The 24,298-nt window shown below is 37.6% G+C and carries 26 protein-coding genes and 2 tRNA genes; 10 read left to right on the forward strand and 18 right to left on the reverse strand.

What is annotated here, in order from left to right; all coding sequences use genetic code 11:
• The 3 genes from IX38_RS15620 to IX38_RS15630 all read right to left on the reverse strand — a co-directional run bounded on the left by IX38_RS15620 (nucleotide 1) and on the right by IX38_RS15630 (nucleotide 2,894).
• Nucleotides 1-543: a hypothetical protein gene (locus IX38_RS15620; protein ID WP_034706542.1), complete on the reverse strand. Its 543-nt coding sequence runs from the start codon at nucleotides 541-543 to the stop codon at nucleotides 1-3.
• A 41-nt stretch (nucleotides 544-584) separates the two neighbouring features.
• Entirely contained in the window at nucleotides 585-1,781 is a 1,197-nt protein-coding gene (tyrS, locus tag IX38_RS15625) for a tyrosine--tRNA ligase (RefSeq protein WP_034706544.1), read from the reverse strand.
• A 474-nt stretch (nucleotides 1,782-2,255) separates the two neighbouring features.
• Nucleotides 2,256-2,894 (reverse strand): hypothetical protein, encoded by a 639-nt coding sequence (locus IX38_RS15630; protein ID WP_228377975.1) that lies wholly within the window; start codon nucleotides 2,892-2,894, stop codon nucleotides 2,256-2,258.
• 252 nt (nucleotides 2,895-3,146) lie between these two features.
• Here IX38_RS15630 and IX38_RS15635 point away from each other — a divergent pair, with 252 nt between their 5' ends.
• Together IX38_RS15635 and IX38_RS15640 are read left to right on the forward strand one after the other, a co-directional pair.
• Nucleotides 3,147-3,710, forward strand: coding sequence for a TetR/AcrR family transcriptional regulator (locus tag IX38_RS15635; RefSeq protein ID WP_034706546.1), 564 nt, complete (start codon nucleotides 3,147-3,149; stop codon nucleotides 3,708-3,710).
• Between the two features lie 60 nt (nucleotides 3,711-3,770).
• Nucleotides 3,771-5,159: an MFS transporter gene (locus tag IX38_RS15640; protein WP_228377976.1), complete on the forward strand. Its 1,389-nt coding sequence runs from the start codon at nucleotides 3,771-3,773 to the stop codon at nucleotides 5,157-5,159.
• Between the two features lie 3 nt (nucleotides 5,160-5,162).
• Here the strand turns inward: IX38_RS15640 and IX38_RS15645 are convergent, their stop codons facing one another.
• The 9 genes from IX38_RS15645 to IX38_RS15685 all read right to left on the reverse strand — a co-directional run bounded on the left by IX38_RS15645 (nucleotide 5,163) and on the right by IX38_RS15685 (nucleotide 11,783).
• The gene (locus IX38_RS15645) at nucleotides 5,163-5,402 is read right to left on the reverse strand and encodes a hypothetical protein (protein WP_034706549.1); all 240 of its coding nucleotides are present in this window, start codon (nucleotides 5,400-5,402) and stop codon (nucleotides 5,163-5,165) included.
• A gap of 224 nt (nucleotides 5,403-5,626) precedes the next feature.
• On the reverse strand, nucleotides 5,627-6,703 hold the full coding sequence (locus IX38_RS15650) for a serine hydrolase domain-containing protein (protein WP_034706550.1): 1,077 nt from the start codon (nucleotides 6,701-6,703) through the stop codon (nucleotides 5,627-5,629).
• 209 nt (nucleotides 6,704-6,912) lie between these two features.
• Nucleotides 6,913-7,113, reverse strand: a complete 201-nt coding sequence (locus IX38_RS15655) for a YqaE/Pmp3 family membrane protein (RefSeq protein ID WP_228377977.1) — start codon at nucleotides 7,111-7,113, stop codon at nucleotides 6,913-6,915.
• Between the two features lie 42 nt (nucleotides 7,114-7,155).
• Nucleotides 7,156-7,593, reverse strand: a complete 438-nt coding sequence (locus IX38_RS15660; RefSeq protein ID WP_034706553.1) for a hypothetical protein — start codon at nucleotides 7,591-7,593, stop codon at nucleotides 7,156-7,158.
• 80 nt (nucleotides 7,594-7,673) lie between these two features.
• Nucleotides 7,674-7,745 (reverse strand) — tRNA-Glu (locus IX38_RS15665).
• Between the two features lie 4 nt (nucleotides 7,746-7,749).
• A tRNA-Lys gene (locus IX38_RS15670) sits at nucleotides 7,750-7,822 on the reverse strand.
• 16 nt (nucleotides 7,823-7,838) lie between these two features.
• Entirely contained in the window at nucleotides 7,839-9,149 is a 1,311-nt protein-coding gene (locus IX38_RS15675) for a hypothetical protein (RefSeq protein WP_034706554.1), read from the reverse strand.
• Between the two features lie 68 nt (nucleotides 9,150-9,217).
• A complete protein-coding gene (locus IX38_RS15680; protein WP_131368693.1) occupies nucleotides 9,218-9,934 on the reverse strand; it encodes a hypothetical protein in 717 nt (238 codons plus the stop codon).
• Nucleotides 9,935-10,196: 262 nt separating this feature from the next.
• Nucleotides 10,197-11,783: a helix-turn-helix domain-containing protein gene (locus IX38_RS15685; protein ID WP_084680297.1), complete on the reverse strand. Its 1,587-nt coding sequence runs from the start codon at nucleotides 11,781-11,783 to the stop codon at nucleotides 10,197-10,199.
• 283 nt (nucleotides 11,784-12,066) lie between these two features.
• Between IX38_RS15685 and IX38_RS15695 the strand changes: the two genes are divergently transcribed.
• The 3 genes from IX38_RS15695 to IX38_RS15705 all read left to right on the forward strand — a co-directional run bounded on the left by IX38_RS15695 (nucleotide 12,067) and on the right by IX38_RS15705 (nucleotide 14,471).
• Nucleotides 12,067-12,312 carry a hypothetical protein gene (locus IX38_RS15695; RefSeq protein ID WP_034706559.1) on the forward strand — a complete coding sequence of 82 codons (246 nt, stop codon included), beginning with the start codon at nucleotides 12,067-12,069 and terminating at the stop codon, nucleotides 12,310-12,312.
• Between the two features lie 316 nt (nucleotides 12,313-12,628).
• A complete protein-coding gene (locus tag IX38_RS15700) occupies nucleotides 12,629-13,858 on the forward strand; it encodes a hypothetical protein (protein ID WP_034706561.1) in 1,230 nt (409 codons plus the stop codon).
• A 277-nt stretch (nucleotides 13,859-14,135) separates the two neighbouring features.
• On the forward strand, nucleotides 14,136-14,471 hold the full coding sequence (locus tag IX38_RS15705; protein WP_034706563.1) for a hypothetical protein: 336 nt from the start codon (nucleotides 14,136-14,138) through the stop codon (nucleotides 14,469-14,471).
• Between the two features lie 64 nt (nucleotides 14,472-14,535).
• On the opposite strand, the gene IX38_RS15710 is transcribed toward IX38_RS15705, so the two are convergent.
• From IX38_RS15710 to IX38_RS15735, 6 genes are all read right to left on the reverse strand, one after another.
• Nucleotides 14,536-15,657 (reverse strand): lactonase family protein, encoded by a 1,122-nt coding sequence (locus IX38_RS15710; protein WP_034706564.1) that lies wholly within the window; start codon nucleotides 15,655-15,657, stop codon nucleotides 14,536-14,538.
• A 192-nt stretch (nucleotides 15,658-15,849) separates the two neighbouring features.
• Nucleotides 15,850-16,716: a DUF4919 domain-containing protein gene (locus IX38_RS15715; RefSeq protein WP_034706565.1), complete on the reverse strand. Its 867-nt coding sequence runs from the start codon at nucleotides 16,714-16,716 to the stop codon at nucleotides 15,850-15,852.
• A 175-nt stretch (nucleotides 16,717-16,891) separates the two neighbouring features.
• Nucleotides 16,892-17,428 (reverse strand): glycosyl-4,4'-diaponeurosporenoate acyltransferase CrtO family protein, encoded by a 537-nt coding sequence (locus IX38_RS15720; protein WP_034706566.1) that lies wholly within the window; start codon nucleotides 17,426-17,428, stop codon nucleotides 16,892-16,894.
• 25 nt (nucleotides 17,429-17,453) lie between these two features.
• Nucleotides 17,454-17,960, reverse strand: a complete 507-nt coding sequence (locus IX38_RS15725; protein ID WP_034706567.1) for a hypothetical protein — start codon at nucleotides 17,958-17,960, stop codon at nucleotides 17,454-17,456.
• 82 nt (nucleotides 17,961-18,042) lie between these two features.
• Nucleotides 18,043-18,450, reverse strand: a complete 408-nt coding sequence (locus tag IX38_RS15730) for a hypothetical protein (protein ID WP_034706568.1) — start codon at nucleotides 18,448-18,450, stop codon at nucleotides 18,043-18,045.
• A 314-nt stretch (nucleotides 18,451-18,764) separates the two neighbouring features.
• Nucleotides 18,765-20,804 (reverse strand): M3 family metallopeptidase, encoded by a 2,040-nt coding sequence (locus IX38_RS15735; RefSeq protein WP_034706569.1) that lies wholly within the window; start codon nucleotides 20,802-20,804, stop codon nucleotides 18,765-18,767.
• A 264-nt stretch (nucleotides 20,805-21,068) separates the two neighbouring features.
• On the opposite strand from IX38_RS15735, the gene IX38_RS15740 reads away from it, so the two are divergent.
• The 5 genes from IX38_RS15740 to IX38_RS15760 all read left to right on the forward strand — a co-directional run bounded on the left by IX38_RS15740 (nucleotide 21,069) and on the right by IX38_RS15760 (nucleotide 24,298).
• On the forward strand, nucleotides 21,069-21,599 hold the full coding sequence (locus tag IX38_RS15740; protein ID WP_034706570.1) for an SRPBCC family protein: 531 nt from the start codon (nucleotides 21,069-21,071) through the stop codon (nucleotides 21,597-21,599).
• A 224-nt stretch (nucleotides 21,600-21,823) separates the two neighbouring features.
• On the forward strand, nucleotides 21,824-22,273 hold the full coding sequence (locus tag IX38_RS15745; protein ID WP_034706572.1) for a hypothetical protein: 450 nt from the start codon (nucleotides 21,824-21,826) through the stop codon (nucleotides 22,271-22,273).
• 169 nt (nucleotides 22,274-22,442) lie between these two features.
• Nucleotides 22,443-23,081, forward strand: coding sequence for a hypothetical protein (locus tag IX38_RS15750; protein WP_034706573.1), 639 nt, complete (start codon nucleotides 22,443-22,445; stop codon nucleotides 23,079-23,081).
• 41 nt (nucleotides 23,082-23,122) lie between these two features.
• Nucleotides 23,123-23,635: a nitroreductase family protein gene (locus IX38_RS15755; RefSeq protein ID WP_034706574.1), complete on the forward strand. Its 513-nt coding sequence runs from the start codon at nucleotides 23,123-23,125 to the stop codon at nucleotides 23,633-23,635.
• A 99-nt stretch (nucleotides 23,636-23,734) separates the two neighbouring features.
• On the forward strand, nucleotides 23,735-24,298 hold the full coding sequence (locus tag IX38_RS15760; RefSeq protein ID WP_034706575.1) for a 30S ribosomal protein S16: 564 nt from the start codon (nucleotides 23,735-23,737) through the stop codon (nucleotides 24,296-24,298).

The raw sequence follows: 24,298 nt of genomic DNA on the forward strand, positions 1-24,298 counted from the left end.
CTAATCAAATTTTATATTTCTGCGGTCCAGATAGGCTTCATCAATCTCTTCTCTTTCCAGCCGGTCAGGGTAAATGGAAATTTTTATGAATTCATTTTCGTAAGAATCTGCGACAAACAGCTCATTACCATTTAATTTTATTTTCTTGCGGAAGCCTTTCGTAATAATTTCTTCTGCTTTTAATGTATGGACATTGAAAATAAAAAGCCTTTCACCGTGCTTATCAAGGTATTGGGTCACAAGGGAATTTTCAAAAAACTGTAAATATCCTCCTGATGAAGGCTGTCCCATTGTATTAATCGGGGGGCGCCAATTGATGATGGTATCCCTGTTTATTTTTATTCTTACCAGTTCGTGTCCCACTTCGTTACTCTGCCACCATGCGAAAACTCCCTGGTTATTGATGGCTGTACTGTACTTGCATATTTCAATTTCGGCCCCGAATGCATCTTTCCAGAAAATCCGGTCTTCTTCAATTTCAAAATCCCGAACCGTCATATAGAGTTCTTCCTCTATTATTTCGAAAATTTCTTTTGTGGTCATACCGTTTATTAAGAAAACAAATATATTAAAAACACCTCTACTTATATCAGTTCAAAAAAATCTCTTCTTCCTATTTTGATCTTTGTCTGTACAAGTAATTCAATTTCCTGATCAGGATCCATGACCTTGATATTATTAATCTGAATGCCTCCGCTTTGGATCAGTCTTCGGATTGCCGATTTACTGAGTTCGCTTTTAAGCCGGCTGCATAATTCCACTGCTTTCATTGTATTTTCGTGAGAAAATGAGGCTAAAGAAATAGGTTCGTAAACTTTCTCTTCAAAGTTTTTATTCTGAAACTGGCTGCTGAAAAATGCTTCTGCAAGCTCTGCCGCTGAATGATCATGGTATTGGCTGATGATATTTTTAGCAACCAGCTTTTTGATATTCATGGGGTTTTCACCGTTCTCTAATTTTAATTTCAAATCAATTTTTTCTTCAGCAGAAAAATCAGAAGCAAGATCAACGAATTCATCGATCAGGCTGTCTGGAATCGACATGGTTTTTCCGAACATCTCATTCGGTTCATCTGTAAGCCCGATCATATTGTTTAAAGATTTACTCATTTTTTCCTTACCGTCAAGACCTTTCAGAAGAGGCATACACATTACAGTCTGGGCCGGCATCTGGTGAACTTCCTGGAGCTGTCTTCCCATGGTACAGTTGAAAAGCTGGTCCGTTCCGCCCATCTCAATATCACATTCAATCTGTACAGAATCGAAGCCCTGGAGGATAGGGTATATGAGTTCATGCATGGCAATCGGAGTATTTTCCGTAAACCTTTTATTGAAATCATTACGGTGCATCAACTGGGCTACCGTAACTTTCGACATCAGCTGAATCACTTCTGAAAAGTTCAGCGCATCCAGCCATTCAGAATTAAAGACAATATTAGCTTTTTCCACATCAATAATCTTCGAAAGCTGATTGATATACGTTTGAGCATTACGACTGACCTCTTCAGCGCTTAATGGTTTCCGTGCCTTGTTTTTCCCTGTCGGATCCCCGATTCTTGCCGTAAAGCTTCCGACAACAATCACGAGCTGGTGTCCCAGGTCCTGGAACTGTTTGAGCTTTTTAAGCACCACAGCGTGCCCCAGATGCAGATCCGGAGCGGTAGGATCAAATCCCAGCTTGATAATTAATTTCCTGTTTTCCTTCTCAGCGGTTTTCAGTTTCTGTTCCAGACCGTTTTCCGGAAGAATGATGGCTGCATTTTCTTGTAATGTATTGATCATATGTATTAGGTTTTAAAACAAAAAAAGCCCGGACAATGCTGTCCGGGCTCTATATTTAGTTAAGTTATTCTTGTTAGATTACAGATATAGAAAGTCTTCCCGAACGGTTCGCCGGGGAGTAATACTCATTGAAAAAAGGAAGACGCAATATGCTGTTTAAATGTTTCATTGATAATGTAAATATAAAGTTTTTTTAGGTTGATCCCATATTTAAACCATTAAGATCCGCTGTAAAGTTCCATACCAGTTAAGATTGATGAAAAAACTTACTGCTCTTAACAGTTTATTAGTCCTAATGGTTTAAAATAAAGGTTTCAAAACAATTTTACTTAGCGCTTTTGAAGCTAATTTTATGCCATAAACCTCCGGACAGAATAAAGAATTATTATAAATAAGGCTTTATGTAATGCTTTTCTCTAATAAGCCCTTTTATCCCCAAATATAGTATGCCAATAGATCCTGATCCTAAAAAAATTATGTAGTGTGAAGCTGAATAATTGACCCTTTATAAAATTTTGTCAGATCATAAAGCTCCGCAAAATAGTGCTGCAAGGCAAGATCCTGATCCTCATCAGAACCTTTTTTCCTGAACTGATCTTCCGCAAGAGTATATAAAGAAGCATAATCTGATTTTAAATAATGAGAAAGTACTGTACAGCTTCCTTTTTCTTTGAGTGCAATGTCTGTGAAAAATAATCCGTAGACAAGGAACCGGTTGAAATTTTGAGCATCTACCATAAAATCCAGTTTCTGCTGAGAATAATTTTCGTAATCTGAAAGCATTTCCCGGAAGGTTTCTACATTTTGTTCCTCCTGAATTTCAAAAAAGATATCAATTCCGTGGATGAAAAGCTGGGTTTTGACTTCTTCATGGTCAGCCGGATAAATGCTGCCGAACCAGTTGAGAATGCTTGAAAGCTCCTCTTTAGAAAGGGTTTCTACCGAATCTTTTACTTTATTTTTGATGATCTCAAGGCTTACTTTGGCATCCGCATGAAGAAAGCGTATGATATTTTCTTCTTCTCGGCAAAGTTTATTGTACAGATTGATTTTGGCAATATTAGGATTCGTTTTGATAAAATAAAGTTCTTTTGCCATTGCTTTGTACCACATGATCTTTTTGTAAAGTGGTAACTAAAGATACAAAATATGTAGCGATTAAAATTAAAAATATTTATGCAGTGAATTATTGTTCGTTTTTACGAATTTATAAATTATAATTCTGTTTCTTTTTGAATTTTAAAATTCAGTGACGAAAATTCATAACTTTCTCTTGATTTCTTTTCATGGATGAACTTGAAAGTAAAACATAAAGTAAAATAGATAGACTTATCTATTTTGGTGTATATTTGTAAAAATTTTCAAATGAAAAAAGAAAAAGTACAGGAAAGGATCATCAGGGTAGCTTCGGATCTGTTTTACAGACAGGGTTTCAATTCAACCGGGATCAACCAGATTATTGCTGAGGCAGATATTGCGATAGGATCACTGTACAATCACTTTTCATCCAAAAATGATCTTCTCCAGGCTTATCTTATCAAACAGGAGGCGGAATGGTTCAGAGGTTTTGAGGAGCATTCCGCTGCAATTTCAGATCCCGGAGAAAAAATACTTTCTTTAATCGGCTACCGCAAAAAGCTACAGCAATCCTCAAAGTTTGCAGGCTGTCATTTCATAAAAATTGTTGCCGAAGTGGGAGACAGCAGTCCTGCAGTTTCCGGTTTTGCCAGACAGCACAAGGAAAAACAGAAAGAAATGATCAGAACAATGGTGAATGTATATGCAGAAAGCAAGAATGATATTGATTCAGATATGATGGCAGAACAGATTTTTCTTTTGATAGAAGGTGCTGTGGTCACTTCCACGATCAATAAAAATACAGATTCTTTTGGTCAGATCCAAAAAATGATTAAGGCTCAGTTATCTTAATTTTTTTTTCTATTTAAAAATAGATATATCTATATAAAAATGAATGCTAAATATTTGAAATTGATTGTAATATTATCCGGTCAGTTGCTTACCATCATGGATATTTTCATCATCAATGTATCCATTCCGTCGATACAGCGTGATCTTCATGCTTCCAACGGAGAAATGCAGCTGGTGATCGCTTCTTACCTTATCGGTTTTGCTTCATTTCTGATTACAGGAGGAAGGCTGGGAGATTTGTACGGAAGGAAAAAGATATTCGTGGCCGGTCTGCTATTTTTTATGCTGAGTTCTGTCGCATGCGGAATCTCTTCGGGTGCAGCGGTTCTTGTGATCTCCCGTTTTATCCAGGGGATCAGTGCTGCGTTTTTGTCTCCGCAGGTACTGTCGATGATACAGGTGCTTTTTACCGGACATGAGGAAAGGACAAAGGCAATGGGCTGGTACGGGATCACTATTGGCGCGGGGACCATCCTGGGACAGTTTCTGGGTGGTTATTTTTCATCAATGACACTGATGGAAGAGTCCTGGAGGCTTATTTTCCTGGTCAATATTCCAATATGTCTGCTGGCTGTATTTTTCAGCAAAAAAATATTGAACGAATCTAAAGTCTCAGCCGGAAAAAAAACTTTTGATTTTTTCGGAGTGATGATACTGGCCGCCGGGCTTTTTTGTTTTACGTATGCGCTTACCATGTCTGAACATCAGGGAATTCAGATCAAAAGTATAATGCTGGCTATAATTTCAATACTTATTTTAACCCATTTTGTCAAAAACCAAAAAATGAGGTTAAAGTATGGTAAGTCTTACCTGATGGATTTTACTTTATTCAGTTACAAAAATTTCAACTTGGGTATTCTGGCTGTTTCTTTTTTCTTCATTATGCTGGATTCTTATTTTTATATCCTGTCGCTGTTTTTTCAGGACGGATTGAGGATAGGATCACTGGAAGCCGGAGAAATAATTGTTTTTCAGGGCTTTGGATTTATTCTGGCTTCCCTGTTTTCGGCGAAAATGATTTTAAGATATGGTAAAAAATTTTTAGTAACAGGATTGCTTTTGATCATGGCCGTCCTTATCCTGCAGATCCTTTTGTTTGCCGGGGAAATCCCTTTTTTTGTACTTTGTCTTTTGCTGTTCTTCCACGGAATCGGGGTGGGATCCATTATCCCTTCGTTGGCTAATATTGCTTTATCAGGGCTGCCGGAAGGGCTGGTGGGCAATGCTTCGGGAGTTTACAATACTTTTCAGCAGGCCGCTGCGATTGTAGGAATTATTGTGGTGGGAAGTATTTTCTATTATTTTCTTGGAGCGAAACCTTCACAGCAGCATTATCATACTGCTTTCTCGGTGGCTTTGGCTGTCAATATGATCTGTCTTTTTATTGTTTTATTTTCGATTGTGAAGGTTCCGGAACATATACTTCCTGTAGCGAAACGGAAAGTTTAAGCCTTAATTGCTTAAAATACGGTCTATTTTTGTAATAAGAAAGTTCTCAGGTGACAGGAACTGATAAGAAATTTCATAATCAACATAGCCGTACATAAACACAAAATGAATTTTAAATTCATAAGTTGATAGGTTTAAGATTTCAACATAGTAGTTGATATAATTTATTTCTTCTTTACCAATGTCATGATTGTGGGCTATAAGACCATCAACGGCTGTTTTAGTTTCAGAAATGATTCTCAATCTGTTATCTATATAAAAATCGATGAACTGGCCGAGATACTTTTCAAAATCTGTAAGTGTAGAGTATTCCCTGTAAAAATCGTCCTCAAATGAGAAAACGGGGCTTCTGTTGGTACCGTATGTATCACTATCAGTGTCCGGGTATGCTTAAGGCTTTGCCAGATTTCATTATAGTGCTCAAATTCAAAGATTCTTCTTTTGGTGTTTTAATTTTCATTCAATAGTTATTTTTTAAGGGACTGCAATGCAATTTTTGCAATGTTTCTTGTGATTTCTGTGGGTGAGTGGCAGTCACAGTTGCTGAATCCTATAACGTAAATATCTTCACCGGGAATATAAACGCCCATACTTTTAAACCCGAAAATACTTCCGCCATGTTCCCTGTCCGGGGTTCCATTGATTTCTTTCAGGTGCCACCCGTATCCGTAAGTAAATTCTTCTCCGTTGTTCAGCTTATACTTCTGGAAAGCTTTTTTTGTTTCTGCCTGATTAAGAAGTATATTCTGGTTCAAAGCCTGCTGCCATTTCAGCATATCATCCACGGTTGACATTAAAGAACCTGAGGAAAAAGGAACGCTGAAGCTGATGACGGTTTTATTGACAAATCCGTGCTCTTTCTGATGGTATCCATACGCTCTTTTAGGGATAACCTGGCGGTCGGTGGCATAGTAAGAATGTGTCATACCTGCTTTTTCGAAGATGTTTTTTTTAATGAAATCTTCATAAGTCTGTCCGGAAACCTGTTCAATGATATATCCTAACACCACATATCCCGAATTATTGTATTCAAATTTTTCTCCGGGAGCAAAATCAACCGGTTCATTTTTGAAAAAATCAACCATCATTTCAGGCTTCATTTCCTTTTGTGCAATGGTGGATAAAGTTTTCATTTTTGTAAAATCCCTGATTCCCGAAGTATGGGTCAGGAGATGGTGGATTGTAATTTTATCCCCTGAAGGATAGTCTTTAATGTATTTTGAAACAGGATCATTCACATTTAATTTACCCTGCTGCTCCAGCATAAGAATAGCTACGGATGTAAATTGCTTGGTCATGGAACCGATCTGGAAAACATGATCAGGAGTCATATTGACATCCAATTCAAGGTTGGCTTTTCCGAAAGCTTTCCGGTAAATAATCTTCCCTTTTTTTGCTATAAGGAATGCTCCACCAGGCTCATTTTTATTAGAAAACCCTGAAAGTATCGTACTATCTGTTTTTTTCTCATCCAGCTGCGCATTGATGGTATTGCAGAAAAATATCAGAAACAGCAGGGCTGTAAAAAGTTTTTTGAGAGTCATAATTATTATTTTGTTATGCAAAGATATAATTATTTTACATTACTATGTTATGCTTTGTAGTAATTTAAATAAAAAATAATCAAATGTTTTTATTGATTATTTCTGTGACAGCTTTACAAAGGTTTTTTAATAATTTGGAAAATTCTCCAACCTCATAGGTTTTTAAAACTTATGAGGTTTAATTTACTCCCACTTTAATTAACATGATTTTATCTTTGATTCTCCCTCATGGCCCGGATCAGTTTGTCATTTCGACGGTCTGCTCTTGCATTGTTTAGGGATAAAGCCGCCCAGATGGCAGCAGGAAGCCAGCCAATGACGGTGATTTGCAAAATTAAACAAATGATTCCGGTAAGAATTTTTCCACGGATCATGAAAGACAGAAAGGGAAGTAAGATGGCTAGTAACATGATTGTACGTTTTGATAATATTTTTTATTGGTTTTCCGGATTTCATTCTCTGGCTACGGTCTCTTCGTAATTTTCCGGTTCATTTTCCAATGGAACAGGCATGAAATTATTTCCTTTTTTCTTGTAGACTTTGGCCCGGTAAGGATGTTTTTTGATGCTGGCTTCAATGGCTTCAAATAAATCAGATTGAGTAAACCATACACTGCCGCATTCCCCGCATCCCCAGAATGGTTTTTGATCTTCCACATAAGAAATCAACCCGTAACAGGAATCACATGGGCATCTTAAAAGATCTTCATCCGTTGTTTTTTCCGGAACGGGTACAGTCATCGTTAACGGATTTAAAGAAAAGCTTTTATAACAGGAAAGACATTCAAGCATAATAAACCGCATCCCTTTTTTCCGTGAATCTGAGATGAATGAAATTTGCTCTCCGGATGCTGTAAACGTTTCTTTGCACTGGTCACACGTAATATTCATAATACCTCTTCTGGTTTAGTGTTATTCTAAAAACGGTTTGTCATTATATTTTTAACTGATCGTTCCCGTCTTTACTGATGTTCTGATAACAGGGCTCGAACCTGTGTCCTCCCGGAAGAGAGCCGGGTGCTCTGCCGCTGAGCTATATCAGAAGTGGGATAGGTGCAGGGCTCGAACCTGCGTCAGCCCGGGTGAAGAGCCGGGAATTCTACCACTGAATTAACCTATCTTTATGGTATTGTTTTTCAGACTTTGCCCGAAAAATACTTATTTTTTCTTAAAACCGAGGCCAGAAACGGATTGGAAACTATCACTCCGTGTACCAATTCCGGTGTAGGGGTAAACCGGCTTACCTGATGGGTCCGCGGCGCAATCCATCCTGATTTTTCGGGATCCAGCTCCGCTTTTCTGCAGGCTTCCACGATCATTTTTTTATTGCAGAATTCTTTTCCCTGAAAAACTTCCCATGGCAAAGGTACCCTATTCCATACTTCCGTATTGGGATCGAGTTTTCCGCCGGTGGACAAATGCCATGCGATGACATCGGCTGCCATCAGGCGCATCACTTTTCCAAAACTGAGATCTTCCAGGATATATTCCATTCCCAGGGCATAGATCAGGTTCATCCAGTTATCTCTGGCTTTGTTCCATGCTCCGGCAGTATTATTCCATGTGGTGGAATCGTTGCCTTTTTTTACGGCCATTGTTTTCCTGTTGATATCGTTTTCATTCCATAATTCTCCAAGGAATTCAGCAATTTCCCGAAGGATTTCCGTCCACCTTCCCAGCAGAGTTCCCTTCTGTTCATCGGTAAGATGCTGCAGAACTTCTTCTGTGGTATAGATGTAGGCAATAGCCTGCCAGTTGGTTCTGTCCGGATTTTCTTTGCATCGGTTGAACAGCATTTCACATATTTCATCGAACGGTCTTTCCTGGCTCTGATTGGTAAATGTACTCCTAAGACCGCTTCGGGCATTGAAATAGGCTATGAAACAGGCCGTGTTCAGATCTGCCTCAAAATCCTGCTGGTTTATGGTGTGGGAAAGCCCATGTTTGGCTATTTTCTGGAATTCAATTTTTTTGGATTCCTGGATGTATTTGTAAAGTCTTTTTTCAATCCGTTTCAGAAGACGCCACTTTTTATTGTAATTTCTTTTGGAAATATCCAGCCCAGCTTCTATTCTCTGGATTTTATTAAGCCTGTCCGATTTGAAATTGTTTTGGCCTACAGATTTTTGAATTAAAGGTGATATCCGGTTGAGAAAAGCTTCAATATTTTCAGCATTGTTATAATCTGACTTCTCACTTTCAGCGATCTTGAAAATTTCAATGGCCTTTGTAATCTGTTTTTCAGCACCGGCAGCGGTTCCGAAAGTTTCGAGCATGGAAGTATACCCGAACATACTTCTTTTCAGAGAACCTTTGGCAGCTTTTTCCAAAAGGGTCCATTCATGCTTAGTCAGCTTATTTTTCAACAGTTCAATAATGATTTCCGCGACATCTTCCGGGCGTCTGCGTTGGTCTAATGTTTCGTAAAGCTGTTCAACTGTTGTCATGTTACATTCAAAAGTATTGAAAAATGCTGATTGTTCATAATTTATTCATGAGGATTTTTCTTTTTCATCTATTTTCTTTTTCCCTCCCGTTGCCTGTTTAATGGCACTAAAAAAATAGCTGCGGTGAGTCCCAGAATGATCAGCAGTAATGCTGCCATACCAGTTACCATATTATAAAATAACGATCCCTGAAAATAAAATAAATCTGTGGACAAAAATAATTTACTTTTTTCAGGTTGATCAGGATCGCTGAAAATGATATAATCCTTTTTCTTTATTTTCTCTGAAACTGATTTTGAAAACTCATTGACCAGCTCGTGGCTCTTCTTTCTGTTCCATAAGGGATAATACTGATATAACGCTTCGGATGCTGAATTTTTATATAGTTTTCCGTCAGACAGATATTCATAGTAGACATCTACGTAGGAATTTCCTTCTCGCTTATACCCGGTATCCCATAAAGCTGTGGGTTTTATTATTTGTGCACTGACAGGTTTCCAGCCCGGGTGGGAAAGTTTAAATTCCTGAATTTTCAAAAACGGGGAAAGTGATAAGAGGGTAATTAAAGATAAATAAGCCACACAAAGCGTGATAAGAAAATTCCCCGCTACTTTTTTAAAATCAATTCTAAGGTTTGGAAAGCTCTTAAAATTGATAACAACCGCCAGAAATACAACATAAAAAAAATATCTGACCGGATTTTCTATGAAGACAAGGAACAGTATTCCTGCTCCCATAACAATAAATCCTAAAACAATGGAAAAGGTATCTGCTATTTTTTTCATTTTTCCGGTCATAGAAATTAGTTTTTAATCGGGAGGATTTACTTTTGGATCTTCTTCCATTTCAGTTGGTGCTGCGGATCATGTCAAAAGTAAAGAATCCGTTAGATAATTCCAATTCCGGGAATAATTATTTATAGGTAATAATCTGCTTTCTGAGCTCATCAGGCTGTCTCAAAAAGTACAAGGACACTCTGATAATCTTATAAACAGGAGTCTGGGAGAATTATACTTCATTTTTATTTTCAATGTAATCAGACCGCGGCTAGGTAAAATCATTTGTTTTTTCTTCTCCCAACAGACTGATATATGAGGACGGTGAAACGCCCGTGACATCTTTAAACACCTTGGAAAAAGCATTGGCTGATGAGAAGCCCGTTTCTTCTGCCAGATAGCTCAGCTTATATTTCCTATATTCCGGGGCGTTCTCTATTTTATCTACGATATAATTGATGCGCAGGGTATTGATATAATTACTGAAATTACCGGCTTTGTGATTTTTGATGACCATAGAAAGATATTTGGTGTTGGTATTGAGTTGAGACGCAATTTTCCCAAGTGCAATTCCTTTTTGGTTGTAGCCTTGTTCTTTTTCAAACTTTTCCAGACCTTGTAAGAGCCTGATCTCGGTTTCCTCATTCAGAGTGTCGTTTTTCGGTACTTCTCCGTTGGCTGGTTTGATTTCTGGATTTTCTGTTATATTGTTTTCTGTAGAATATTTCTCTTCAGAAATTCTGTTTTTTCGGAATGCTTCAAAGGCCGCTTTTTCTTTGAGGCGCTTTCTTCTCTGTTGCCCCAGAATGATGATCAGGATGATGATCACTCCGCCAAGCCCGCTTACAGCTTTATAGAAATTGGAGATCACAGATTTTTTCTCTTTGTTTTCATTTTTTATTAATTCGGTAGCGGTATTGAGTCTGGATTTCTGCTGGCGGTTTTCCAGCTCCAGATAGGCAGATTTGTATTCTTTCAGTTTATTTTGATCTCCTTTTAATTCGTACAGCTTTATAAATTGGGAATAAAGTTCTTTTTCTTCATTGATGAATCCTTTTCCCAGGAGAAACTCTTCAGATTTTTTCAAATTAATTTCTGCTGAATCCAATTTTTTCATTTCCAAAAAAAGTGTTCCCTTTTGCAGGTAAGAGCCACCGGACATATAGGTATTTTTCCCTTTATTCAGAGCAAGTAATTTATTCAGTGCTGCAAAGGCAGAATCATACTGTTTCAATTCACCGTAGAACATTCCCACATTTCCATATCCCAACGCACTGGCCTTTTCGCGCAAGTCTTTATTTTCTATGGTAAGATATGTGGCAAGTGCCAGTTTTGAATATTTCAGATAGATACGGATGCTGTCTTTTCCTGTTTCTTTTGTGTATATACGGTAGGTGTACAGATTTCCCAGATGGTGCTTTTCGGCATCATTCTTAGGCTTTTTGATGAGGTCTATGCCTTTTTGCAGATATTCTTTTGCATCATCGTCTACCCCCATTCTTCCGTATTGCTGCCCGATAACGCCATACATCACCGCAGCTTCTGCAGGATAATTGTGCTGCTCTGCAAGTTCCACAGCTGCCTTTGCATATTTCAGTGCGTTTTGACTGTCATCCCTGGTAGAATAATGATAGGTAATGACTTCATACGCACGAATGCTCACAAGATGAAGCTCTTTCTTTTTGGCTTCATCTATCAGAGCCAATATTTTTTTCTGTGCTGCTTCCGTGTTGGTTTTTAATTCTTCCTCATATTGCCCCAATTTAATCTCATAGGATTTTGGCATTTCAGGCATCTGGGAAAAAGATAAAGACCAGATCAGCATACATGTAAAGGAAAAAAGTATTTGTGTTTTCATAGTGCCACAAATATATAATATTAATCAAATTTTCAAATCATAATGATCGGTGTTTATAATAAATGAATATTGCTTTTTTAGTTTTTAAAACATTGATTTTAAATATAATATATAAAACCTTATCTAAAAAATATATCTACATAATTCCGAATTATGTAGGGGAATTACAGGATTCCGTACCCACAGTTGTTGTGAAACTGTTGCATTTGTTCCATTTTCCGAAGAAATTTTCAGAGAGTTCACCAATCAGGATGCTTTATTACAAGCTCAAATATATCACGCAATGATAAAGAATAAGTTACAGTATTTGGCAGGGAAAAGTAAAGAAGAAATTCTGGCAGAAATGGGGCAGGATTTTAATTATTACCCGGCAGAGGTTTGGACGTACATTCTCCACATCAACTGGCTGGGCAGGAAAACCGTACTGTATCTGTTTTTTGAAAACGACACCGCAAAAGAATTTATCATCAAAAAGCACTATGGAAAAATAAAAAGCATACCCAGGCAGCCAAAAAACTATCCTGTATAATTCGGAATTATATAGATTAATTTCCGAATCATGTATGGGTAGCAGTTGTATCTATGCGTCTGGATGTTTCTCTTTGTTACCTGAAAATAATTTATAAAACACAAAAGAATACCAACGGGAAACTTTGTAATTGTCTGAGTAAAATTTTAAAATTATGTTACCTATCAATCCACAGTACAGCTTAACTCAAAACACCATTACATCTATTATCTGACCAATCGTCTCTTATGGAGAAGTTTCAGAAAACTTTTCTCCGGCGGGATTTTCATTTTCTCGGGGTAAACAAATTATATCATAACAATAAAAAAAAACAGAAATGAAAAAACTTTTAACAAGTGTTGCTTTTATCGGAGCAACAATGGCAATGGCGCAGGTCGGGATAAATACCGAGATGCCAAAGGCTTCCTTAGACGTGATGGCGGAGCCTGCAAACCCTGCAAAAACTGACGGTCTTATAGCACCCCGTCTGACGGGTACCCAATTAAGAGACAAAGACGCTTTATACACCAATGCTACCGGACAAACAGGAACCATCATTTATGCAACGACTGCAAGTCCTGATGCAGGTGTGAGCGGCAAAAAAACCATCAATATCAATAGAGCGGGTTATTATTACTTTGACGGGTCTATTTGGCAAATGATGCGCATAGAGCCCTGGAATGATGTGGCTACAAATGAACCAGCAACTCTTAATAACCAGAATATTTACCAAATGGGAAATGTAGGCATCGGGACCAATGCACCGGGAAGACCTTTGGAGATCGTAAGAGAAAGTACAGGGGCTGTTAATTCAGGAATTATGTTAACTGAATATGTTGGTAATCAGGGTCAGTACGGCTCTCAATTTAATCTTAGAAGTTCGAGAGGATCAAAAGCCGGTCCGCAAGCTTTACAGCCTGGCGATGTCATTGCATCTTACCTTTTTGATTATTATTCTTCGACAGGCTTTACTAATGGTGATGGCTCAAAAATTATGTCTAACTATGTTGGAAATGGTACAAACCGTAGAAACGACCTTCGTTTTTTTACCACAGCAAGTACAGCAGCTGCGGAGAAAATGAGACTTGATCCGGATGGTAACTTAGGTATTGGTACCGGTTCAAATGCAATAACAAACAGGTTACAGGTAGTAGGTGCAGATGCCATGTCAGGAATTGCCGCAGCGAGTTTCAAAAATGGTTCTGGTGCTACCGGTAGTGTAGAAATAGGCGCAAGTAGCAACAATGTTTATTTTGATTTTAAAACCGGTAACACTTTGCGGTCAAATGTAGCTTTTGTGATAGCAGACAATAGGTTAGTGATCAACGGTAATGACAGCGCTGCAAATCAAGTAGTTGTGAACACGGGCGATCAAAAAGGGTATTTTGGAGTTGCAGAAGTCAATCCAAAGGCGTCTTTACATGTTATCAAAGCTAAGGCAGCAGATCTTACTCCTGTTATTATAGAAGGTTTGCCAAGTTTTGGATCAGAAGCACTTGGTCTTAGTTCAGCATTGCCACCCGGTGGTTTGTTTAAAGTGGGTAATGCGTTGTATGTAAAACCGTAAAAAATATAAAATCATATCTGAACTTAATTAATTAAGTGGTCACAGAATGCAGGATTAGTCCCGCACTTAATTTATCATACTTACTAAGCACAAACACCTGTAAGGTTTTCCCGGGCAGGTGTTTTGAAAAATATCCGATATGAATAATTGTTTTACAGGTCATTTTGGATGTCTTGCCACAGAGTTTGTTCTCTAGGGTAAGTAGCCTGTCGGGAAGCTTGCCGTAACTGACAATTTATTTAAAAATACATCTGACAAGTATCTTTAATATAAAAAAATGAGAATCATTGATACACAAACAAAGCCGGATTATAACCGTATTTATCAGGATATTCTGGACCGTAAATATCCTCATAAAAAAGAAGAATGCCGGACATTGCTGGAAAAAAAAGAACTCTCCTTACTGGATATTATCCAGCTAAATGATAAGATTTTTGGAACAAAAAATACGGAGACCGAGGCATTCAACCAGCAGCACCGTTCTTATGACCGCCAAACGATTTTTGAAATACTGGATTATCAGAAAAAAAACAAACTGAACAACAGTCAGTTGGCGCACCATTTCAAACTGAGCAGGAATACGGTCGCAAAATGGAAGAAGATGTTCTTTTGATAAAAAGCGAATTTATTCCCTAAAAAATTAAAAGTTTAAATAAGCTTATCTTATATTAGAAAAATTAATACTTTCTGATTTTCACACTGGAAGCTCCCTGAATTTTTATTTTTCTGCCTGCCTTTTTTAATAAACCTGTTTCGGGATCACGTTTGAATACAACAACATTCCCACTGGCTGCACTGGCTGTAATTAAGAATTTTCCCGCCTGGTCAATGTCAAATACCCTTAACTGTTTTCCGAAAGTCGGCTGATAACCAATGTTTCTTAAGGTTCCGTCTTCAAGAATTGATAAAATGGCTATATTATTTTCGTAGCCGCGGTTGGATGCGTATAAAAATCTTCCGTCAGGCGAAATATGAATGTCGGAACTTTCAAAATCTTCTTTGTATTCGTTGGTATGGGTATTTACTCTTTGAATACTTTTCAGAGCAGCATTTTCATATTGATAGGCATTCACGCTTCCTGATAATTCTTCAATGCAATAGGCGAATTTACCATTGGGATGAAACGTAAAATGTCTTGGTCCGCTTCCTGAAGTGGATGGGATATAAGATTGTTTTGCCGGCTGCAATGGTTCAGCTTTATCGCTGTCAAACATATAAGACCTGATTTTATCGGCCCCCAGATCGGGTAAAAACAGCTGTTTGAAATCCGGAGAAAAAACGGCTGCATGAACATGCGACCTATCCTGCCTGTCTTTATTGATGCTTCCTTCCGAAAAATGGAAATTCTGTACATAGGGCTGTATAGTTCCGTCCTCAGACAATGGGTATGCAGAAACGCTGCCTTCTGTATAGTTGGCATTAACCAGCCATTTCCCGTTTTGATGAACGGCTGCATACACCGGGTTTTCACCGCCACTTTTCTGGCTGTTGATAAACGTAAGGGTTTCATCTTTGGGGTTGAATTTAAAGCTGCTGACACTTCCTGCATTGGGTGTTTTGCTTTCCGTACAGGCAAAAACGTATTGGCCGTCTGCCGATAAGGTCAGAAATGATGGGTTTAAGATTCCCTTCAAAGAAGTTACTTTGGATAGCTTTCCTTTTATGGTATCCAGTTTATAGACGTACAATCCTTCGGTTGCTTTATCCCGGTTAAATGAACCGAAAAAGACATATGTATTTTGAGAATATAAATGAATGAAGGTAAATAATAAGGTGATTAAGCTGAGTGTGTTTTTCACGTTTCCGGATGGTTTTATAGTGGGGCTGTTTAAATTTTTAAAATCTCGCTGATTTGGCAGATACGCAGATTTTTATAACTGAAATAAATCTACTTAATCTGCGATGAATATGTTTCTTTAGTAGATTATTTCTTCATAATAATTGTACTGAATAACATTTAAAAAGGCTCTAAGCTTCTCTGAATTTACAATTTACTGTTCCACTTTATAGTCTTCCTCGCTTAAAGACGGCAGCCAATGATTCAGGTTTGAGAACCGCATGATATGGAAACAGTCATAACCGCCTAAAAGGTTTTTGTCAGTTGTGAGAATTAATGTGACTTTTTTTGGAAAGCAACTATACATAGCTTCATAAATTGATAATCCTTCAAAAAAGTTATTAAGGATATACGGGCTTTGACGGCTTCCATCCCCATACTTGAATACGGATTTGATGATTTTCACCATCATTGAAAAATGAAGATTCGACCGTTTAGGGTCATCCAGACGTTTGTATGCATAAGCCATTTCTTTGTGGGCGGTAATGTTGTTGGGACTCCGGGTAAGTATTTTTTCAGATACTTCAATAGCTGCCCGGTAGTTTTTATTTTCGTTCAACAGATAAGCTTTATTGGCCAGACTGTCTAAATAGGCCGGATGTATTGCCTTAGTATGTATTTTGTACTTTGTGAGGCTTATGATTTGTTCTCCGGATAACAGGGTATCCAGTTTTGCTATCTGTTCTTCAATGTTTTTGAAATAATAAATGGAATTTTTATCCATTGACTGATCAATGGATATATTGAATTTTGGAATATTGTTTTGTGGAATTGCTTCTTTCTTTTCATTGTTTACCGAGATCTCTATCGGTCTGATCATTTCTTTTCTAGAATTATCTTTTGAACTGTAATTTCCGGCTTCCTTAGGAGCCGGAGGTAATGGAGGAGTCTGCCCAAAGCTGAAATTGAATAGCAGGACGATAAAAAAAGTCAGGCAGTAGTTCTTTGTCATTTGAAGTATATTATTCGTTTTTGCTTTGAAATATCCTTTTCCTCTGTGCGGAGTTTCCGTATTGGTCATATTCATTTTAACCGTAAATTCTGTTATTCGTTTTATGCTGATTGATTGAGAATCAGTTTTTGTTTAGGATTTTTTAAATATTGAAGGTTTTTCATAGCCTGCAATATGATCACTGAAACTAAACGTAGAAACTTCATATTGAATCTGTCCATTGAATCCCGTTATACAGGTATTTTCATCCGCGTTTATTTAAATTGATCATTCTTTCTATTCGCGGCCGGTTGTATCGCTGAAGAAAAACAGGGTATATATTGAGCAATATGTTTAAAACCAGTAGCCATAAGGATTGAAGAATTCCAAATTTATAGGCTACAAAAATATTAAATCCCAGAACAATAACCATGATGACCAGGTGGCCAAGTTCATCCTGTTTTGTACGATAATGCAGATTCATTAAAGCTGTGATATTCTTTTCTACCGGTTTGGATTTTTTGTTCAGTTTTTCCCAACCCGTCACTACTAATAACTTTCTGAAAAAATGAACTCCCAGAGATTCATATATTTTTCCTCTCTTTTCCCAGCTCTTTTCATTAAAATAAGAAGAGTTGAGCTGACTTTTCATTGTTTCTGTAAAAATAAGTGTACATGCCATCAGCGTGAAGTTTAAAGCCACTGCGAAAGAAAAGCTATCCATCCTGATATAGTAAGTCATTGCATAAATCAATCCAATGCTAATGAGTACAATAAAAGTTAGAATTAAGATTTTTTTCATGTTTTGTTTTCGTTTGGGAGCTAATTTAATTTACTTCTTTGATCAGCAGAATTTTATTTTTCAGGTACATACATCCTCCATTATTAGTTCCAAAAATGACATCAGGACGGATGTTTTTTAAGCTATCTGCTTTTTCAAGTTCAGAAAGGGTTTGTTTATCAAGCCACTCGAATTTAAAGTCATTTTTTTGATAGTTTGGATTTGGAAAATCTACATTTTTATCAATTTTCAAGATTCTTTCCATCATTTTATCGTCAAAATATAGAACGGCTTCCAAATAAGAATCAGAAGGACCAGGAACTCTTCCTTTTGAATTGTCGATAAATATATATTTGAATTTAACGTTTTCAGGTTTGAATTCTGATAAGTCAATTAATTTTTGAAGTTGATTGACATCTGTTGAAATTTCAGCTGTTACATTTTCTTTCTTTTCCGTTATTGACTCGTTCTCAATTGTAACGGTATTTTTAATATTTTCTTTACACGAAAATAAAAGTAAAATGATGAAGCAAAAAATTATATTCCGGTTCATTGGTGAGAATTTTTGATAATGTTTTGGAGATTTGCATTCGGATGGAAAAACCAAAGCACAAAATGGTGCCGGCAAATGTTTTTTATTTAATTATACTGTATTTATAATCTTTTAATAAATATCTGTGACTTGCCTGTTGAAGATCGCTCCCTTTCGGTTTAGGTATTCCTTGTTGAATTATTGAGTCATTTTCATTAGGAATAAAAACAGGTAAATCACTTTCTTCTATTATAGTTCCTGTCACTTTCACAGTTTTAGTGTTCAAATCATCGTCTTTTACGTAATATCCATCAGGCCAGCTATCCAATCCGTCCATCCAGATACTTTCTCCGTTTTCTGAAATCAATACTGCGCCAAGTTTCATGTTTACTGTTTTACCGGTAACCGTTATGCTTTTACCGATAAACTCTTTTATATCTTTATTGTTGATCTTCTCTTTTGAAAAGCCATGTTCGTTTCCGGCTTGCTTTGTTTTTGAACAGGCATACATCCAAAATATACTGAGAATTAAAAATCCTTTTATTACTAATTTTTTTTCATTACTGGTTTTTGTTTAAAATATTTGATAACGTTTTAGACAGAATTGCAGCGCAAATAGATTATGGTTGGTTTAAAGGTGTGAAGTTAACTTTTTGTCAACCTTAATTTATATTGAGTATGCAGATAGGCTAATTTATATATTTTCATGGAGATACAAATTAAAATTTGCATGGCAACCTATACTTTGTATGATCGCTTAAAACTAAAAAAGAACAGCTGGTGACTGTTCTTTCTATATAATTATCGGTGATATTTTTCTCTATTTTACCCAAACGCTCTTTTCAGCAAACTTTCCACTTTCGGCTCACTTCCCCTGAAACTCTTATACAGTTCCATCGGATCTTTCGTGCCGCCAGAAGAAAGAAGAATTTTATATTTGGCAGCCGTTTCCGGATTGAAAATTCCGGTTTCCTTAAAATACTGGAACGCATCTGCATCCAGAACTTCAGCCCATTTGTAAGAATAATAACCCGCAGAGTACCCTCCTTGAAAAATATGAGAGAAACTAGGACTCATAGCCGTTTCAGGATTAACAGGGTAAAGCGTTGTTGCCTTCGTATACTTATCTTCAAACTCTTTTACAGTCTCATTTTCCAGTTCTGCCACTTTCGTATGGTAGTTCATATCCAGAAGCCCAAAACCAAGCTGTCTCATCGTTTGGTAACCTTCCATAAAGCTTTTGGACTGTTCAATCTTTTCGATCTTTTCATCCGGAAGTACTTCCCCTGTTTTATAATGCTTGGCAAAAGTTTTTAAAAATTCGGGTTCGTAGCAGAAATTCTCCAGAAACTGAGAAGGAAGTTCTACAAAATCCCATTTCACAGAAGTTCCGGAAAGACTTGGGTACTGCGTATCGGCCATCATGCCGTGAAGCGCATGTCCGAATTCATGGAATAAAGTTGTCACTTCCTGGAAAGTCAGCAAGCTCGGTGTATCTTTCGTTGGCTTACTGAAATTGCAGACAATGGAAATATGCGGACGGGAGTTTTCACCGTCTTTTTTATACTGGTTTTTATAGCTGGTCATCCAGGCTCCGGCTCTTTTTCCTTTTCTTGGGAAATAATCTACATAAAGCAGAGCTTTAAAACTTCCATCTTCAGCCTTCTCGCTTTCCGTCTCAGACACTTCATACACCTTCACATCTTCATGGTATTTCGGTATATCATTTCTTTCCGAAAAACGAAGTCCGAACAGTTTGCCTGCCAGGCCGAAAACCGCTTCCTGTACCTGATCCAGCGGAAAATACGGCTTCAGTTCTTCATCGTTGAAATCATATTTCTGTTTTCTTAGCTTTTCTGCGTAGAAAGCATGGTCGTATCCCTGCAATTCCTTTATCCCGGCAGCTTTGGCCAAAGATCTCAGTTCGTCAATCTCTTTATCTGCATAAGGCTTTGCTTTCGTTAAAAGTTCATTTAAAAACTCAAAAACCTTCACCGGAGATTTGGCCATTCTTTCCTCCAGAACATAATCTGCATAATTCTGATAGCCTAGCAATTCAGCTTTCTGCTGCTTTAACTGCAGAAGTTCCTTAATGAGCCCCTGATTGTCGAATTCTCCGCCGTCAAAAGATTTTTTACCGCTGGCCAGGGCAATTTCCTTTCTCAGCTCGCGGTTTTCAGCATACGTCATGAACGGAATATAGCTTGGATACTGTAACGTAACAACCCAGCCCTCCAGTTCTCTTTCCTTAGCTTCCTCAGCATATTGCTCAAGGATAGCCTCCGGAATTCCGGCCAGTTCTTCTTGATCCGTAATATGTTTAAAATAAGAATTTGTAGATGCCAAAACATTCTGCCCGAACTGAAGCGATTTCAGAGATAGGTCCATATTGATCTTCTGCAGTTTTTCTTTGTCTTCCTCATTCAGCAGGGCACCGCTTCTCACAAAGCCCTTATACGTTTCGTTCAGCAGCATTTCCTGTTCTTCATTCAGGTTGTATTTTTCTTTTTCGTCATATACCTTTTTGATCTTGCTGAAAAGAGCTTCGTTTTGAGAGATCTTTGAAGAATATTCGGTTAAAAGCGGAGAAACTTCCTGGGCGATCTTCTGAATTTCGTCACTTGTTTCCGCAGAATTCAGGTTGAAAAAAATATTGGAAACCACATCCAACTGCTCCCCTGAATAAGCCAATGCCTCAATGACATTTTCAAAGGTCGCTGCTTCAGGATTGCTGACAATACCATTGATCTCATCCTCAGATTTTTTGATCAGTTCTTTGAATGCAGGAAGGAAATCTTCATTTTTAATGCCGTCAAAAGGTGCTGCGTGATATGGTGTATTGAATTTCTCTGTTAAAATATTCATTGTTCGATTTTTAGGTATGGTAAATTTAATGATTCATCGGGAATCACAGCTGAAACACACAAAAATAATGCCCGGATATCAGGATGTGACAAAAATGCTTTATCTTTAATAATCTTGTCATATGAAAAGAGCCGGAGAGGGTGGAATGCTTAATTTTGAAAACAATAAAGCCACAGATGTGTAAGTTTCGTAAACATTTGATTTTCAGAATAACTAAATTTTTATATTTGGAAAATTTAACCAATAACTTTAAATATCAAAACTATGAAAACACTCTTAAAAATCCTTGGCGTAATCATCCTTTTGGCTGTAGTATATGCAGTTATTGCCATGCTGGCTTTCAGTAAAAATTATCATTTTGAAAAATCGGTGGTGATCAATGCACCCAAAGAAAAAGTATGGCAGCACGTAGGTTCATTAAAAGAATACAATGTCTGGGATCCATTTTCCAAAGCTGATAAAGATATTGTGATTACCTATTCCGGAGCCGGCGATAAAGTGGGTGATTCTTACCACTGGAAAGGAAATGACAAAGTAGGAGAGGGCGAGCAGTCTGTTAAAGAAACTGTCCCGAATGAAAAATTGGTGACCAAGCTTCATTTTATCAAACCTTTTGAAGGCGATGCTAAAGCTACCTTTATTTTGACTCCCGAAGGAAACGGAACCAAAGTAACCTGGGCAATAGACAACGAACTGAACACGATGATGAAGATTATGAAACCGATGATGGATATGAACATGAAAACCATGTTTGATCAGGGACTCGGAGACCTTAAAAAACTTGCTGAAAAATAAAAAATATAAGCCTTGTCAATTCTGCAAGGCTTTTTAATTACGCACAATCTTACCAGGTATCCTGCTCCATGAGAATAAAAAAGCGAAACAATTATTTGTAATCCTTTGCTGGTGAAATGACCTTTGTTTGTCTTTGCAATAAAATAAAATTGGTTTCAAGCATTTTTTTATCCTGAACTCAGGTTATTTTAAAAAATTATTATCTTTATGTAAAGATTAGATTCATGGAGAAGACCGTATTTGAAAAAAGTGATATAAGAGATTACGTAAAGACAGTGATCTCTGAAAAAATAGAAAAACTTAAAAACTTTATCGAGTTTACCCTGGAAGCGAGCCGGGATATCAAGAAGACTCCAAAATATGACAGTATGAGGGAGGAAATGCAGGAGGAGATTTACCAGATGCAGCGTCAGCTTGGCAATTTGAATGAGCTTAAAAGAAATATGTCAAAGGTTCTGAATGCCTCTACGGAAAAAATACAGCTGGGTTCACTGGTGATTACCAACAAAGCCCGCTTCTATATTTCCGTTTCATTAGGAGAATTTTTTTATGAAGGTGACCGGTTTTATGCTATTTCTCCGGAAAGTCCCATGGCCAAAAAAATGATGGGAATGAAATCCGGTGATGCCTTTACCTTAAATAATATTCATCAGAAAATTGTAGAAGTAATCTGATTCCTCAATCAAGATGCCGGATTTCAAACCACCGAAATCTTTAGCTCAATTGATTATTCACCGATAATTTCCAAATCCACACTCCTACCCTCAAACCCCTCAAACCCCTCACACTCTCACACCCTCAAACTCTCAGACTCTCAAACTCTACCACCCTAACTCATCAACCATGACATTTGAAAGGCTACGGACAAACAGATTCAATCATTGGATCATCATTCACCTAAGGTATTTAGTGGGATTCGCATTTTTTCCTTCCGGCCTTACAAAATTAATAGGAAACAGATTTACCGTTCTTTCAACAGATACACCGATAGGATATTTCTTTGAAGCGATGTACCTGACGGGATTTTACTGGAACTTTTTGGGGTTCTGCCAGGTGGTGGCAGGAATTTTACTGATGACACAGCGGTTTGCCCTTTTGGGAACTCTTATGTTTTTAGCGATATTGAGTAATATCTGGATCATTACCATCAGCCTTTCATTTACCGGAACCTGGATCATTACCTCTTTCATGATGGTTGCTGTCATCATATTGCTGATCTGGGATCACCATAAACTGATTCCTGTTTTTGGATATAATCAGCCAATGACCGTAAAAGCTTATCCGGATCCGGAACGTCCGTGGATCAGTGCCGGACTCATTTATACCGCCTGTCTTCTTTACTTGTCATTTCCCGGGCCTTCAACTCAGGGCCCGGAGCTTTGGATTTTGAGAGGATTACTTATTGTCATTGTATCCACATTTTTATTCACTCATTATAAGGTATATAAAAGCCGGAGCGCATTGTTGAAAAATCAGGGCTAAATCAATATAATACATTCAATTACATATCGTAAATTTGCCATATGAATAATGCAGAAATTTTAAAAGAAATCATAGAAAAGAGGAGAAGTATCTTTCCAAAAGATTATTCTGAAAATGAAATATCCCGGGAAATTATAGATCAAATTCTACACTCGGCCACACTGGCCCCGAATCATAAGCGTACAAAACCATGGCGTTTCAAGCTTTTCCAGGGGGAAGAAAAAGCAAAATTAGCAGCAGAAATGCAGGCTGTTTACAAAGCTGCACAATCAGAACAGACTTTTCTGGAGAAAAAATATCAGGATATCGGTTTTAAAATCAATAAAGCAGATGCTGTAGTTTCCATCGTTGTTAATTTCAGCGGTATGGTTCCGGAATGGGAAGAGATTGCTGCCGTTTCCATGGCGGTTCAGAATATGTATCTTACCTGTACCGCAAATAATGTAGGCTGCTACTGGAGTTCTCCGCCGATTGTAAACCACCTTAAGGAATCTTTAACCATAGAGGAAAACCAGAAATGTCTTGGGCTTTTTTATATGGGAAAAGTAGACTGATAAATTGTTACATTTAATAATTGTTGAATAAAATTTTTTATATATCTTTGCACTCTTAAATATTTAACTGGGACGAGTTCCCGTAAAATTCACAACATTATGTCAGTAAAAATCAGATTACAAAGACACGGTAAAAAAGGTAAGCCTTTCTTCCACATCGTGGTTGCAGATTCCAGAGCTAGAAGAGATGGTAGATTCATCGAGAAGCTGGGAACTTACAATCCAATTACTAACCCTGCAACTATCGATTTGAACGTTGATTCTGCTGTAAAGTGGTTAAACAACGGTGCTCAGCCAACTGATACTGCAAGAGCTATCCTTTCTTATAAAGGTGCCCTTTACAAAAAACACTTACAAGGTGGTGTTGCTAAAGGAGCTTTTGACGAGGCTGAAGCTGAAAAAAGATTCAATGCATGGGTAGAATCTAAAGAACAAAAAGTACAAGGTAAAGTTGAAGGTTTAACTAAAGCTCAAGCTGACGCTAAGAAAGCTGCTTTAGATGCTGAAGCTAAAGTAAACGAAGCAAGAATCGCTGCTGCTGCACAAGTTGAAGCCGATGCCAAAGCTGCTGAAGAAGCTGCTAACGCACCTGCTGAAGAAGTTGTTGAAGCTACAGAAGGAGAAGCTCCTGCTGCTGAAACTGAAGAAAACACTGAAGCTTAA

Source organism: Chryseobacterium luteum (genome assembly GCF_000737785.1).
In the GTDB taxonomy this organism is placed as follows: domain Bacteria; phylum Bacteroidota; class Bacteroidia; order Flavobacteriales; family Weeksellaceae; genus Chryseobacterium; species Chryseobacterium luteum.

Coding starts and splice junctions, on each gene's coding strand:
- IX38_RS15725 (WP_034706567.1), bottom strand. CDS start 17,960: ATGAACCGGAATATAATTTTTTGCTTCATCATTTTACTTTTATTTTCG.
- IX38_RS15705 (WP_034706563.1), top strand. CDS start 14,136: ATGAGAATCATTGATACACAAACAAAGCCGGATTATAACCGTATTTAT.
- IX38_RS15720 (WP_034706566.1), bottom strand. CDS start 17,428: ATGAAAAAAATCTTAATTCTAACTTTTATTGTACTCATTAGCATTGGA.
- IX38_RS15730 (WP_034706568.1), bottom strand. CDS start 18,450: ATGTATGCCTGTTCAAAAACAAAGCAAGCCGGAAACGAACATGGCTTT.
- IX38_RS15700 (WP_034706561.1), top strand. CDS start 12,629: ATGAAAAAACTTTTAACAAGTGTTGCTTTTATCGGAGCAACAATGGCA.
- IX38_RS15745 (WP_034706572.1), top strand. CDS start 21,824: ATGGAGAAGACCGTATTTGAAAAAAGTGATATAAGAGATTACGTAAAG.
- IX38_RS15620 (WP_034706542.1), bottom strand. CDS start 543: ATGACCACAAAAGAAATTTTCGAAATAATAGAGGAAGAACTCTATATG.
- IX38_RS15755 (WP_034706574.1), top strand. CDS start 23,123: ATGAATAATGCAGAAATTTTAAAAGAAATCATAGAAAAGAGGAGAAGT.
- IX38_RS15680 (WP_131368693.1), bottom strand. CDS start 9,934: ATGAAAAAAATAGCAGATACCTTTTCCATTGTTTTAGGATTTATTGTT.
- IX38_RS15685 (WP_084680297.1), bottom strand. CDS start 11,783: ATGAAAACACAAATACTTTTTTCCTTTACATGTATGCTGATCTGGTCT.
- IX38_RS15650 (WP_034706550.1), bottom strand. CDS start 6,703: ATGACTCTCAAAAAACTTTTTACAGCCCTGCTGTTTCTGATATTTTTC.
- tyrS (WP_034706544.1), bottom strand. CDS start 1,781: ATGATCAATACATTACAAGAAAATGCAGCCATCATTCTTCCGGAAAAC.
- IX38_RS15630 (WP_228377975.1), bottom strand. CDS start 2,894: ATGTGGTACAAAGCAATGGCAAAAGAACTTTATTTTATCAAAACGAAT.
- IX38_RS15750 (WP_034706573.1), top strand. CDS start 22,443: ATGACATTTGAAAGGCTACGGACAAACAGATTCAATCATTGGATCATC.
- IX38_RS15760 (WP_034706575.1), top strand. CDS start 23,735: ATGTCAGTAAAAATCAGATTACAAAGACACGGTAAAAAAGGTAAGCCT.
- IX38_RS15660 (WP_034706553.1), bottom strand. CDS start 7,593: ATGAATATTACGTGTGACCAGTGCAAAGAAACGTTTACAGCATCCGGA.
- IX38_RS15635 (WP_034706546.1), top strand. CDS start 3,147: ATGAAAAAAGAAAAAGTACAGGAAAGGATCATCAGGGTAGCTTCGGAT.
- IX38_RS15715 (WP_034706565.1), bottom strand. CDS start 16,716: ATGACCAATACGGAAACTCCGCACAGAGGAAAAGGATATTTCAAAGCA.
- IX38_RS15735 (WP_034706569.1), bottom strand. CDS start 20,804: ATGAATATTTTAACAGAGAAATTCAATACACCATATCACGCAGCACCT.
- IX38_RS15695 (WP_034706559.1), top strand. CDS start 12,067: ATGATAAAGAATAAGTTACAGTATTTGGCAGGGAAAAGTAAAGAAGAA.
- IX38_RS15675 (WP_034706554.1), bottom strand. CDS start 9,149: ATGACAACAGTTGAACAGCTTTACGAAACATTAGACCAACGCAGACGC.
- IX38_RS15655 (WP_228377977.1), bottom strand. CDS start 7,113: ATGTTACTAGCCATCTTACTTCCCTTTCTGTCTTTCATGATCCGTGGA.
- IX38_RS15740 (WP_034706570.1), top strand. CDS start 21,069: ATGAAAACACTCTTAAAAATCCTTGGCGTAATCATCCTTTTGGCTGTA.